This is a genomic window from Achromobacter spanius (assembly GCF_003994415.1).
GTDB lineage: Bacteria > Pseudomonadota > Gammaproteobacteria > Burkholderiales > Burkholderiaceae_B > Achromobacter > Achromobacter spanius_C.
The window spans coordinates 1214776-1226973 of the sequence record NZ_CP034689.1 but is presented as its reverse complement, the minus strand read 5'-3'; the positions used below and the strand labels follow the sequence as shown (position 1 = coordinate 1226973).

At 63.1% G+C, this 12198-nt stretch carries 11 protein-coding genes and 1 pseudogene; 3 read left to right on the top strand and 9 right to left on the bottom strand.

From position 1 onward, the window contains the following. The first annotated feature begins 1 nt into the window (after nt 1). Complete coding sequence (gene minE / locus ELS24_RS05500) at nt 2–259, top strand: cell division topological specificity factor MinE (RefSeq protein WP_050448917.1); 258 nt, start codon at nt 2–4, stop codon at nt 257–259. A gap of 74 nt (nt 260–333) precedes the next feature. Here the strand turns inward: minE and ELS24_RS05495 are convergent, their stop codons facing one another. Both ELS24_RS05495 and ELS24_RS05490 read right to left on the bottom strand, forming a co-directional pair. After that, nucleotides 334–558 carry a glycine zipper 2TM domain-containing protein gene (locus ELS24_RS05495; protein WP_039882797.1) on the bottom strand — a complete coding sequence of 75 codons (225 nt, stop codon included), beginning with the start codon at nt 556–558 and terminating at the stop codon, nt 334–336. A 191-nt stretch (nt 559–749) separates the two neighbouring features. Further along, complete coding sequence (locus ELS24_RS05490; RefSeq protein ID WP_127183615.1) at nt 750–1283, bottom strand: isochorismatase family protein; 534 nt, start codon at nt 1281–1283, stop codon at nt 750–752. 317 nt (nt 1284–1600) lie between these two features. Here ELS24_RS05490 and ELS24_RS05485 point away from each other — a divergent pair. Then, nucleotides 1601–2949, top strand: a protein-coding gene (locus ELS24_RS05485) for an IS3 family transposase (RefSeq protein ID WP_428839657.1) whose coding sequence is annotated in 2 segments (ribosomal slippage) — nt 1601–2068 and nt 2071–2949 — 1347 coding nt in all. Because the reading frame shifts where the segments join, the coding sequence is not laid out codon by codon here. A gap of 48 nt (nt 2950–2997) precedes the next feature. Here the strand turns inward: ELS24_RS05485 and ettA are convergent. Beyond that, on the bottom strand, nt 2998–4671 hold the full coding sequence (gene ettA, locus ELS24_RS05480; protein WP_050448919.1) for an energy-dependent translational throttle protein EttA: 1674 nt from the start codon (nt 4669–4671) through the stop codon (nt 2998–3000). 86 nt (nt 4672–4757) lie between these two features. Continuing rightward, nucleotides 4758–5684, bottom strand: coding sequence for a DMT family transporter (locus tag ELS24_RS05475; protein WP_050448920.1), 927 nt, complete (start codon nt 5682–5684; stop codon nt 4758–4760). A gap of 307 nt (nt 5685–5991) precedes the next feature. On the opposite strand from ELS24_RS05475, the pseudogene ELS24_RS05470 reads away from it, so the two are divergent. Then, nucleotides 5992–6509: pseudogene (locus tag ELS24_RS05470) on the top strand (hypothetical protein). A gap of 52 nt (nt 6510–6561) precedes the next feature. On the opposite strand, the gene ELS24_RS05465 reads toward ELS24_RS05470, so the two are convergent. The 5 genes from ELS24_RS05465 to ELS24_RS05445 form a co-directional block, all read right to left on the bottom strand. Continuing rightward, nucleotides 6562–7551 carry an ABC transporter ATP-binding protein gene (locus tag ELS24_RS05465; protein WP_050448922.1) on the bottom strand — a complete coding sequence of 330 codons (990 nt, stop codon included), beginning with the start codon at nt 7549–7551 and terminating at the stop codon, nt 6562–6564. Further along, entirely contained in the window at nt 7548–8528 is a 981-nt protein-coding gene (locus ELS24_RS05460) for an ABC transporter ATP-binding protein (RefSeq protein ID WP_050448923.1), read from the bottom strand. Before ELS24_RS05460 ends, ELS24_RS05465 begins: the two co-directional genes overlap by 4 nt. Before the next feature lie 7 nt (nt 8529–8535). Then, on the bottom strand, nt 8536–9450 hold the full coding sequence (locus ELS24_RS05455) for an ABC transporter permease (protein WP_050448924.1): 915 nt from the start codon (nt 9448–9450) through the stop codon (nt 8536–8538). Next, the gene (locus tag ELS24_RS05450) at nt 9450–10439 is read right to left on the bottom strand and encodes an ABC transporter permease (protein ID WP_127183614.1); all 990 of its coding nucleotides are present in this window, start codon (nt 10437–10439) and stop codon (nt 9450–9452) included. The genes ELS24_RS05455 and ELS24_RS05450 overlap by 1 nt, the downstream gene beginning before the upstream one ends. Nucleotides 10440–10503: 64 nt before the next feature. Further along, nucleotides 10504–12075 carry an ABC transporter substrate-binding protein gene (locus tag ELS24_RS05445; protein ID WP_127183613.1) on the bottom strand — a complete coding sequence of 524 codons (1572 nt, stop codon included), beginning with the start codon at nt 12073–12075 and terminating at the stop codon, nt 10504–10506. Nucleotides 12076–12198 lie beyond the last annotated feature (123 nt).

Sequence of the window (12198 nt, the reverse complement as noted above, 5' to 3'; positions counted from 1 at the left end):
AATGTCCTTCCTGTCGTTTCTGCTTGGTCAAAAGAAAACTTCCGCTTCCGTTGCGAAGGAACGGTTGCAGATCATCCTGGCCCACGAGCGGGGCCGCGGCGACTCGCCCGACTACCTGCCGCAGTTGCAGCAGGAACTTATCGCGGTGATTTCCAAATACGTGAAGATCAACCCTGAAGACATCAAGGTGCACCTGGAACGCCAGGACACACTTGAGGTGTTGGAAGTGAAGATCGAGATGCCGCAAAACGAACCGTGATGCGGCTTGGCTGCCCTGCGCGGCCACAAAAAAATGCCCGGCAGTGCCGGGCATTTTGCATATTGGGCAGGCGTTTAGTGCTTGCCGACCTGATCGCCGATCACGCCACCGATCGCTGCTCCGCCAACCGTACCGAGCACGCCGCCATTGGTGATCACGGCGCCCGCGACGCCACCCAACGCGGCCCCGCCCACCGTGCTCTTTTGACGATGGCTCATGCCGTCCCAGGACGAGCAGCCAGCCATGGCGGCGGTCATCGCCAGTGCGACACAGATTTTGGAAAGAGATGCGATTTTCATGATGAGGCTCCTATTCTTGTACCCCGGGGGCCGCACCATGGATCTGACGCGAGCGCGCGATCCCCTTTTGGGTTTAGAAGCTTCAGGATCTCAAAATATCGGGGGCCGGGGTGTTAGGTTTGCCCAGGAATTGTGTCAAACAGCGAGAGAATCTTTGCACGCCCCAGGGACGATGTTGCAAGCCGCGTCGGCTATTTGACCAGACGTAACACATCGCGAAAACGCGGGTGCTCGCAAGTTTCCATCCACTCAAATATGGCCATTTCCGACGTGACGATATCCGCGCCATGCGCCCGCGCGCGACGCAGCGCGGCATGATGGTCCGACGGTTTGCGCGACCCCGCGGCGTCCGACACCAGCACCGCGTTGTAGCCCATGTCCGCCAGGCCGATCACCGTTTGCAGCACGCAGATATGCGCTTCGCAACCGGCCACCAGAATTGTTTTTCGCGCCGCCGGCAACCACGCTTCAAAGCCAGGTTCGCGCGTGGAAGAGAAGTGCATTTTCTGGAAAGTGGATTGCACAAGATCACGTAGCGGGTCTACGGTAACGCCAAGCATCTTGCCGTGGTGTTCCGTCGCGACAACCGGCACATCAAGTATCCGCGCGGCTTGCGCGAGCTTGTGCGCGTTATGCAGCACGGCTTCGTTATCGTGGATGGCGGGCATCAGCCGGCCCTGCATATCGACGATGAGTAACGTGGAATCGGAGGCTTGCAGCAGCATGATGAGTGGCTCCCAAGTGGTGCCTAGAATCTACAGCAGGTCGTAGGATGGGTGAAGCGCGACACGACAAAGAAAAGAATGCGATATCGAACGCGCGCAACCCATCAAGCAACGGTGGACCATGAGGGAGATTGGCCATAACGCGATGGTTGCGTGATGGGTTGCGTGATGGGTTGCGCGCGTTGGGCGGCGGGGTATTTGTGCAAACCGTACCGCGCTTCACCCATCCTACAAGGGATAGGCCCACAAAAAAATCCCGGCGTCGTGAACTGACCCCCGAAAGTTGGACTTTGATCCATCCTTCGGGGGTTTTTTGCATGGCAAAGTACGACGAGCAGTTCAAGCTGGACGCTGTCCGGCGGTATCTGTCTGAACAGCATAGTTATGCGGAAGTGGCGCGGGAGGTCGGCGTGGACTATGCGTTGCTGCGGCGATGGGTGGCTGTCTACCAACTGCATGGACGGGCTGGTTTAGTCAGGCCGCGCAAGCGGTATTCGGCGCAATTCAAATTTGAGGTGTTGAAGCGCATCGAGCAGGACGGCTTGTCGGACAGGCAGGCTGTGGCGGTTTACAACTTGGGCGATTCCGGGGCCATCGGCAAATGGCGTCGTGGGTATGATGAGGGCGGAATGGGCGCATTGGCGCCCAGACGTCGAGATAGCCCCGCCATGCCACACAAGTATCCACCCGAGCCAACAGCCAAGGACATGACAGAGAAGCAGTTGCGCGAAGAGAACGCGTACCTGCGAGCGGAGCTCGATTACCTAAAAAAACTCGATGCCTTGATCCAAGCGGAACGGACCGAAGCGCTGGTGAAAAAGCGCAAATGGTCCAAGGGTTGAGGCATCGTCATCCGCTGGCGCTATTGCTGAGAGCAGCCAAGCTGTCGCGCAGCACGTTCTATTACCACCTGAAGGCGCTTGGCGCCGTGGACCCGTACGCCGAGCTCAAGCAGCGCATCGACGCGGTCTATGCGCAGCACAAGGGCCGCTATGGTTACCGCCGGATCACGGCGGTGCTGCGCCAGGCAGGTGAGCTGGTGAATCACAAGACGGTGCAGAAGCTGATGCAGGCGCTGGGCTTGAAGTCGCTCGTGCGCGCCAAGAAGTACCGGTCATACCGAGGTCAGTCGCATCATGTGGCGGCCAACGTGTTGGCGCGTCGCTTCGAGGCCGAGCGTCCGAACGAGAAGTGGGTCACCGACGTGACCGAGTTCAACGTGCGTGGCGAGAAGCTGTACCTGTCGCCGGTGATGGACCTGTACAACGGCGAGATCGTGGCCTACGAGACCGCTCTGCGGCCGGTGTTCAAGCTCGTGGGCAGCATGCTGAAGAAGGCGCTGGCGCGGCTGCGGCCGACGGAGCGCCCCGTGCTGCACTCCGACCAGGGCTGGCAATACCAGCAGCCCATCTACCGGCGCATGCTGGCCGCCCGGTCCGTCACGCAGAGCATGTCACGCAAGGGCAACTGCCTGGACAATGCCGCCATGGAAAGCTTCTTCGGCACGCTCAAAGCAGAGTTCTTCCACCTCAACCGCTTCGAGAGCATCGAGCAGTTGCAGGCCGGCATCCGGCAGTACATCCATTACTACAATCACAATCGCATCAAGCTCAAGCTAAAAGGCCTGAGCCCGGTGCAATACCGAGCTCAGACCTTCGGGCTTTAGTTGACCGTCCAACTTCTGGGGGTCAGTTCATCGCCGGGATTTTTTGGCTTACTTCAGTGCCTTGTAGCGCAGGCGCTTGGGCTTGGCGCCCTCTTCGCCCAGGCGGCGTTTCTTGTCGGCTTCGTACTCTTGGTAGTTGCCGTCGAAGAACACCACTTGCGAATCGCCTTCGAATGCCAGGATGTGAGTAGCGATACGGTCCAGGAACCAGCGATCGTGGCTGATGACCATGACGCTGCCGGGGAACTCCAGCAAGGCGTCTTCCAGCGCGCGCAGCGTTTCAACGTCGAGGTCGTTGGACGGTTCGTCAAGCAGCAGGACGTTGCCGCCGGCGATCAGCGTCTTGGCCATGTGCAGGCGGCCGCGTTCACCGCCCGACAGTTGGCCCACGACCTTGTTCTGGTCGCCGCCCTTGAAGTTGAAGCGGCCCAGATAGGCGCGCGACGACATTTCAAACTTGCCCACGGTCAGGATGTCGGCGCCGTCGGCCACCGCGTCAAATACCGTCTTCTTGTCTTCCAGCGCATCGCGCGACTGGTCCACATAAGCCAGCTTCACCGTCTGGCCGATGCTGACTTCGCCCGAATCCGGTTGCTCGCGGCCCGCGATCATGCGGAACAACGTGGACTTACCGGCGCCGTTGGGGCCGATGATGCCGACGATGGCGCCGGGCGGAATCTTGAAGCTCAGGTCGTCGATCAGCAGGCGGTCACCATAGGCCTTGCTGACGTTCTTGAATTCAATGACCTCGTTGCCCAGGCGCTCGCCCACCGGAATGAAGATTTCCTGGGTTTCGTTGCGTTTCTGGTATTCGTAGGACGACAGTTCCTCGAAGCGGGCCAGACGCGCCTTGGCCTTGGCCTGACGGCCCTTCGGGTTCTGGCGCACCCATTCAAGTTCTTTCTTGATGGTCTTCTGACGGGCCGATTCCGAGGACTCTTCCTGCTTCAGGCGGTCTTCTTTCTGTTCCAGCCACGAGCTGTAGTTGCCCTTCCAGGGGATGCCGTAGCCACGGTCCAGTTCCAGGATCCATTCCGCGGCGTTGTCCAGGAAGTAGCGATCGTGGGTCACGCCGACCACGGTGCCGGGGAACTTGTGCAGGAATTGCTCCAGCCATTCCACGCTTTCGGCGTCCAAGTGGTTGGTGGGCTCGTCAAGCAGCAGCATGTCGGGCTTGGACAGCAGCAGGCGGCACAGGGCCACGCGGCGCTTTTCACCACCGGACAGGTTGCCGACGATGGCGTCCCAGGGCGGCAGGCGCAGTGCGTCCGCGGCGATTTCCATCTGGTGTTCGATGTCGTCCGAACCGCTGGATGCGGCGGCGGCGATGATGGCTTCCAGGTCGGCTTGCTCAGCGGCCAACGCGTCGAAGTCGGCGTCCGGCTCGGCGTAGGCGGCGTAGACCTCGTCCAGGCGCTTCTTGGCGGTGACGACGGCGCCCAGGCCCTCTTCGACCGATTGGCGCACCGTGTGCTCGGGGTTCAGTTGCGGTTCCTGCGGCAGATAGCCGATGTTCAGGCCCGGCATGGGGATGGCTTCGCCTTCGATCTCTTTATCGACGCCCGCCATGATCTTCAGCAGCGTCGACTTGCCCGAGCCGTTCAGGCCCAGCACGCCGATCTTGGCGCCAGGAAAAAACGAAAGCGAGATATCACGCAAAATCTGCCGCTTGGGCGGCACGATCTTGCCGACGCGGTTCATGGTGTAGACGTATTGGGCCATGGGCTCGTATAGGGAAAGAAAGCTGATGAACCGTCGATTGTAGGCCGGAACCCTGACAGGCGCGCGTCAGGGACGGAACAGCGCCGTCAACCCGCCGCTTTGCCTGCGCGCCCACCCAGGCGAGGCGTGCGCATCTGCGCCAGCATCACGCCCGCCAGCGCCAGCAAACCGCCCACGATGTGGAACAGATGCGGCTTTTCGCCCAGGAAGACCGACGCGATGGCCACCGTACCCACCGGCATCAGGTTCAGGAAAATGCTGGCGCGGTTGGGGCCCAGGTGCTTGACGCCCTGCATCCACAGGAAGGGCGCGAACAGGGACGGGAAAATCGCGGCATACAGCACCAGCGGCACGTTGTCGGCATTCAGCGGCGATGGCGCGGCCATCAGGAACGCGGGCAGTTGGAACAGCACGCCGAAGCCGATCTGCACGTATAGCGACACCCACGGCCCCACCGGCAAGCCCCAGCGGCGCAACAAAACCCCGTACAGCGCATAGGCCAGCGCGGCCAGCCCCATCAGCAGGTCGCCGGGGTTCGCGCCCACGGACAACAGCCGGGCGGGGTCCCCTTCGCCGATCAGCAAGGCCAGGCCCGCCAGCGACACCACACCGCCCAGCATCGCCATCAGCGTGGGCCGCTGGCGCAGCACCACCGTGCCCACCGCGATGGTCAAGAGCGGGATCATGGCGGTGATGATGCCCATGTTGGTGGCCGTGGTGCTGGAAGCCGCCACATAGGCCAGCCCCTGGTATAGCGCCATGCCCAAGCCGCCCAGCACGGCGAATTTCGGCAGATAGGGCCAGATCAGGCGGCGTTGCGTCCACACGCCCCGCAAGGCGAACGGGGTCAGCACGGCGCCGGCCAGCGCCCAGCGGTAAAACCCGATGACGGCAGGAGAGATGACGCCGGCGGCCATCTTGGTAACGATCATATTGATCGACCAGATCAGGGCCGCCAGCAGCGGAAACAGCAGATAGCGGGCGGGAATGGCGGAAGGTTCTGAGGGCGTCATGGACGGAGGACGGTGATGCGTAGTGGGAATATCGGAACAGGCCGCAAGTGTAGGCCCAGTCCGAATGACGGTGTGTCGTCGCCGTACACCATCCGGATAGCGCCGCGGGCCGAGCATGCCGGAACGACGGCGCAGGGCATTACGCCTGAATCACGATTGCAGCCCAAGCCCGCGCCAGCCTGACAGCCTTGTCACGCCGCGTCATCCAAGCGTCGGATGCAACGCAACGCCGATCGCGCGACAATAGCGCCTGACTTTATGTATCTTGCCGTGCCGTCGCGGCTTCATCGCGCCCAGGAATCCCTTCATGTCCGCCTCTGCCACCCCCCCGCCTCCGTGACCCATTTCAGTACCTCCGAACTGGACATGCTGGCCAAGACCGCCGATGCGCTCAGCGCCTACCTGGGCAAGCCCGTGCTGGCCGAAGTGATCCTGGGCGATGAAGGCACCGAGTGGGTCACGTTCGGTGTCCCGCTGGACGAAGGCGCCGAAGCGGACGAAGAGCAGACCCACGTCCAGATGGGCGGCGCGGGCTCGCGCCTGCTGGGCAATCGCGGCGGCCTGCCGCATGCCGATGACGACACCTACGATTGCCTCTACCTGTGGGCCGTGCAGATTTCCTTGAACGAAGGCGAACGCTTCATCAAACTGGACCACGACGGCGAAGAGTCCGCGTGGTCCGACAATCTGGAAGACGTGCTGCCCTTCGCCCTGACCGAGGAACCGCAGCCGGATCCGACCGCACAGGAAGAGGAAGACGACGAGGATGAGGACGACGAGGACGACGACACGCCGTATGACTCGGTCCACGAGCCTCGCCACTGAAACAAGGCGGGACCGGTGACGGCTTGTGCGCCATTCCGACCCGCCCCCGCAATCACACCCGGCCTTCCTCCACCGCGTGGCACGCCACGATTGACACCCCCGCCAGCATCGCCACCGGCGCTTCGGCCCGACACCGCTCGTTCGCATGCGGGCAGCGCGGATGAAACGTACACCCCGAGGGCGGATTCAACGGGTTCGGCACTTCGCCCGCCACCGCCGTGCGCGATTTTCCCGCCCCATTGATGTCCGGAATGGCCTCCAGCAGCATGCGCGTATACGGATGCCGGGGTCGCGCGAACAGCTCGTCGCGCGGGGCCACTTCCACCATGCGGCCCAGGTACATCACGCCCACCCGGTCGGCCACGTGATGCACCACCGCCAGGTTGTGCGAAATGAACAGATAGGTCAGCCCCAGCTCACGCTGCAGGTCTTTCATCAGGTTCAGCACCTGCGCCTGCACCGACACGTCCAGCGCTGAAGTGGGCTCATCGCACACCAGGAATTCCGGGTTCACCGCCAGCGCCCGCGCAATCGAAATGCGTTGGCGCTGACCGCCTGAAAACTGATGCGGATAGCGGCCCTGGTCCGCCGGGTCCAGGCCCACCTGCTTGAGCAGTTCGCTGACGCGCGCCACGCGCTCGTCGGCCGTCATCTGCGTATGCGTCAGCATCGGCTCCGCAATGATGCGGCCCACGCGCCAACGCGGGTTCAGGCTGGCGTAGGGATCCTGGAAAATCATCTGCAAGCGCTTGCGCAAGTTGCGCCCGCCTTTCTCAGACATCCGCGACAGCGGCTGGCCATCGAAACGGATATCGCCGCGCGTCAGCCCGTACAGGCCCACCAGCATGCGCGCGACCGTGGATTTTCCACAGCCCGATTCGCCCACCAGCGCCAGCGTTTCGCCGCGCGCGATGTCGAACGACACGCCATCCACCGCGCGCAGCATCACGCGCGGCTTGCCGGCCAGCTTGCGCTCCAACCAGGGCGGCGACACATCGAACCAGCGCGCCGCGTCTTTCACTTCCACCAAGGGCGTGCTCATGCGGCCACCATCGCTTTGTCGTCATGCAACCAACAGGCCGCGCGAGACGTGCCCGCCGGCATCAATTCGGGGCGCTCGGTCGCGCAGCGCGGCAAGCGCTGGCCGCAACGCGGGTTGAACGCACAGCCCGGCGGAATGGCGTTCAGCCGCGGCATGCTGCCGTCAATCTGCACCAGCCGTTCCGTATGCCCGTCCATGGACGGAATCGATCCCATCAGCCCCGACGTATACGGATGGCGCGGCTTGTGGATCACATCGGCCACCGGCCCGATCTCGGCCACGCGGCCCGCGTACATCACCGCCACGCGGTCGGCGGTTTCGGCGATCACGCCCATGTCGTGCGTGATCAGCATCACCGCCGTGCCATGCTCGCGGCACAGGCGTTTCAGCAGTTCGATGATCTGCGCCTGAATGGACACATCCAGCGCGGTCGTGGGTTCGTCGGCCACCACCAGCTTGGGCTCGGCCGCCAGCGCCAGCGCGATCACCACCCGCTGGCGCATACCGCCCGAGAACTGGTGCGGATAGTGGTCGATGCGTTCGCGCGCGGCCGGAATGCCGGTGGACGCCAGCAATTCCACCGCGCGGTTGCGCGCTTGCGACCACGTCATGTCCAGGTGCGTGACGATGGTTTCGGCCAACTGCCGGCCCACCGTGTACAGCGGGTTCAGGGACGTCAGCGGGTCTTGGAACACCGCGCCGATTTCGCGGCCGCGCACGCGGCGCATCTGCTCGTCGGGAAGGTTGTCGATGCGGCGGCCCGCCAGCAGGATTTCACCCGCGGCGATGCGCCCCGGGGGTTCCAGGAGGCCGATGATGGACGCGCCGGTCAGCGATTTGCCCGCGCCCGATTCCCCCACCACGCCCAGCACTTCGCCGGCCTGGATGGAAAAAGACACGTCGTCCAGGGCGCGTAGCGTGCCGCGGCGCGTGGGAAATTCCACGCGCAGATTGCGGACTTCCAGTAGTGCGCTCATGCTTACCTCAATTCAGCCGCGGGTTGAGCGCATCGCGCAGCCAGTCACCCAGAAGGTTGACCGACAGCACCAGCAGCACCAGCGCCGCGCCCGGGAAAATGGTGATCCACCATTCGCCGGAAAACAGGAAGTCGTTGCCAATGCGGATCAGCGTGCCCAGCGACGGCGCGGTCGGCGGCACCCCAACCCCCAGGAACGACAGCGTTGCCTCGGTGATGATGGCGGTGGCCAGGTGCACCGTGGCCAGCACCAGCACCGGCCCCAGCACATTGGGCAGCACGTGGCGGAACATGATCACGGGCGAAGCCACGCCGATCACGCGCGCCGCCTGCACGTATTCGCGGTTCTTCTCCACCAGCGTGGAGCCGCGCACCGTGCGCGCATACTGCGGCCAGCCGGCCAGCGCGATGGCGCCGATCAGCACGGGGAACGCGATCAGCTCATGCATCTCGCGCGGCACGGCGGCCCGCGCCACGCCATCGATCAAGAGCGCAATCAGAATGGCGGGGAACGACAACTGCACGTCCGCCACACGCATGATGAAGGCGTCGATGCGCCCGCCCGCGTAGCCCGAGATCAGCCCCAGCACAATGCCGATCAGCATCGACAGCAGCACCGACGCCAACCCGATCAAGAGCGATACGCGGGTGCCGTACAGAATGGCCGAGAACAGATCGCGGCCCTGGCTGTCGGTGCCCAGCAGGTAGTTGGCCTGGCCGTTGTCCTCCCAGGCGGGCGGCAACAATGCGTCCAGCAGTTCCACCGTGGTCAGGTCGAAGGGGTTGTGCGGCGCGACCCAGCCGGCGCCGAACGAACCGATCAGCAACACGGCCAACAGCAGCGTCGCCAGAATGGCCACGGGCGCCCGGCGCCAGGCCCAGGCGATGTCGCTGTCCCACCAGCGTTTGAGTACGGCGCGCATCAGTGAGCCCCCCCGGCGCGAGTCATTCCCGAACGCAGGCGCGGGTCTACAACGAAATACAGAAGATCGACCACCAGGTTGATCACCACGAAGACCAGCGCGATCAGGCACAGGTACGCGGCCATGACCGGCACGTCGGCGAATTGCACCGCCTGGATGAACAGCAAGCCCATGCCCGGCCACTGAAACACGGTTTCCGTGACGATGGCAAAGGCGATGATGCCGCCCAACTGCAAGCCGGTAATCGTAATGACGGGCACCATGGTGTTCTTGAGCGCATGGCCGAAATGGATGGCGCGGCGCTTCAGGCCGCGCGCGCGGGCGAACTTGATGTAGTCCGAGCGCAGCACTTCCAGCATTTCCGAACGCACCAGGCGCAGCACCAGCGTCATCTGGAAGAGCGACAAGGTAATGGACGGCAGGATCAGGTGCTTCCAGCCGGTGGCCGTGAACAGGCCCGACGTCCACCAGCCCAGGCTGACGGTGTCGCCCCGCCCGTAGCTGGGCAGCCAGCCCAATTGCACGGAGAACACCAGGATCAGCAGGATGCCGATCAGGAAGGTGGGCAGCGATACGCCCAAGAGCGAACCTGCCAGCAGCATCTGGGATACCAGGCTGTTGCGCTTGAGCGCGGTGTAAACGCCCAGCGGCACGCCCACTACCAAAGCCAGCAAGGCCGCCACCATGGACAGCTCCAGCGTGGCCGGCAAGCGCGATTTCAACAGGGTGGAAACGGGTTCGCTCTGACGCAGGGAGATGCCGAAATTCCCTTGCACGGCGTTGGCCACGAAATGGCCGAATTGAACAATGGCGGGCTCGTTCAGCCCCAGGCGCTCACGCAACTCGATACGCTCGGCATCGGTGGCGTCCTGCCCCAGCATGATGGTGACAGGGTCGCCGACGTATTGAAAAAGCACAAAGGCCAGTAGCGCGACGGTGAGCATCACCGCTACGGCCTGCAACAGGCGGCGCAGTATGAAAGCAAACATAGGGGAACAACCAAGACAAAACGGCGGGAGCCGGGTAGGCTCCGCGCCGTCTGGTTAGCCGGGATCAGTCAACCGTGACCCAATCGGCAACAAGGCGATTGTCGGCACGGTGGATGACCGTGACGTTCTTGCGCATCGCCCAGGGGATGACCTGGTCATGCAGCGGGATGTGGCCGAAGTCCTTGGCGTGCCCTTGCAGCACGGTGGTGATGTCGGCGTCGCGCTTGGCGGGGTCAGTCTCGGTCTTGATGCGATCAATGATCACGTCAAGTTCCTTGTTGCTGTAGCCGCCCAGGTTGTACATGCCGTCGGCGCCTTCACCCTTGGTGCGGATCAGGTTCTGCAGCGTGTACATGGCGTCGAACGTGGGCACGCCCCAGCCGAACAGGTAGGCGCTGGTGTCAAACGACTGCACCTTGGGGAAGTACGTGGAACGCGGCATGGCGTTCATCGTGGCCTTCACGCCCACCTTGGCCCACATGCCGACCACGGCCTGGCAGATGGCTTCGTCGTTGATGTAGCGGTTGTTGGGGCAGTCCAGCGTGAAGTTCAGGGTGCCGTCGTAGCCGGCTTCCTTCAGCAACGCGCGGGATTTTTCGGGATCGTAGGGCACGCGCTTGTGCACCGATTCCGACCAGCCATGCACCTGCGGCGCGATCATCGTGCCGGTGGGCGCGGACAGCCCACGCATCACGGCGCGCTTGATGGCATCCACGTCGATGGCGCGGTACAGCGCTTCACGCACGCGGATGTCCTGGAACGGGTTCTTGCCCTTGATGTTCGAATACTGCAATTCCGGACGCTTCTGGTCCAGGCCCAGGTAAATGGTGCGGTATTCGTTGCCTTCCACCACCTTCTGCGCCTGGCGCAGGCGTTGCAGGTCTTGGGCGGCGGGGTCCAGCACGAAGTCGATTTCGCCCGACAGCAGCGCGGCGGTGCGGGTGGCGTTCTGCTTGATCGGCGTGAACACCACTTCGGTCACGTTGCCGACCTTGCCGGCCTTGTTCCACCAGTCCTTGTTTTCTTCAAAGACGGTACGCACGTCCACTTCGCGCGTCTTCAGCTTGTAGGGACCCGTGCCGTTGGTGTTGCGGGCGCCAAAGGTTTCTTCCTTGTTGACGTAGTCCTGCGGCTTGGCGATGTTGTTCTTTTCGGCCCAGGCCTTGTTCATGATGAACACGTTGGTCAACTGGCGCAGCAGCACCGGGTTGGGCGCCGACGTTTCGATTTCGATCGTCAGGTCGTCAACCTTGCGCGCTTCCTTGATGCCGGTGGTGTAGGCCTTGTAGTTCGACGTGGGCGCCATGGCGCGGTGAATCGAGAACACCGCGTCGTCGGCCGTGAAGGCCGCGCCGTCATGGAACTTCACGCCTGGGCGCAGCTTGAAGCGGTACAGGGTCGGCGACACCTGTTCCCATTCCGTGGCCAGGCGTGGCGCCAGTTTGAACGTCTTGTCGTAGTCCACCAGCGGTTCGTAGATGTAGCTGTTGGCGGCGATCGTCATGCCCTCGTTTTGCGAGTGCGGGTCGAACGTAAGAATGTCGCCCTGGGCGGCCCAACGGAATGTCTTGGCCTGCCCGATCGAGGGCACGGCCACGGCGGCGGCGATCGCGATAGCAATCAAGGTGCGGCGCATAGTGGGTTAACTCCTGACATTAGTCTGAATACCGGCGCGAGTGTGCCTAGCCGGTTGACCCGCGTCAATTCAGGGTTTATGCGTACCGTGACCCCTTTTCACAGAGAGAAACCCATTAAGGGA

Bases quoted from the DNA above. Each gene is read 5' to 3' on its own strand.
- ELS24_RS05460 (WP_050448923.1), bottom strand. From the start codon at position 8,528: ATGAGCGCACTACTGGAAGTCCGCAATCTGCGCGTGGAATTTCCCACG.
- ELS24_RS05450 (WP_127183614.1), bottom strand. From the start codon at position 10,439: ATGTTTGCTTTCATACTGCGCCGCCTGTTGCAGGCCGTAGCGGTGATG.
- ELS24_RS05490 (WP_127183615.1), bottom strand. From the start codon at position 1,283: ATGCTGCTGCAAGCCTCCGATTCCACGTTACTCATCGTCGATATGCAG.
- ettA (WP_050448919.1), bottom strand. From the start codon at position 4,671: ATGGCCCAATACGTCTACACCATGAACCGCGTCGGCAAGATCGTGCCG.
- ELS24_RS05495 (WP_039882797.1), bottom strand. From the start codon at position 558: ATGAAAATCGCATCTCTTTCCAAAATCTGTGTCGCACTGGCGATGACC.
- minE (WP_050448917.1), top strand. From the start codon at position 2: ATGTCCTTCCTGTCGTTTCTGCTTGGTCAAAAGAAAACTTCCGCTTCC.
- ELS24_RS05445 (WP_127183613.1), bottom strand. From the start codon at position 12,075: ATGCGCCGCACCTTGATTGCTATCGCGATCGCCGCCGCCGTGGCCGTG.
- ELS24_RS05455 (WP_050448924.1), bottom strand. From the start codon at position 9,450: ATGCGCGCCGTACTCAAACGCTGGTGGGACAGCGACATCGCCTGGGCC.
- ELS24_RS05465 (WP_050448922.1), bottom strand. From the start codon at position 7,551: ATGAGCACGCCCTTGGTGGAAGTGAAAGACGCGGCGCGCTGGTTCGAT.
- ELS24_RS05475 (WP_050448920.1), bottom strand. From the start codon at position 5,684: ATGACGCCCTCAGAACCTTCCGCCATTCCCGCCCGCTATCTGCTGTTT.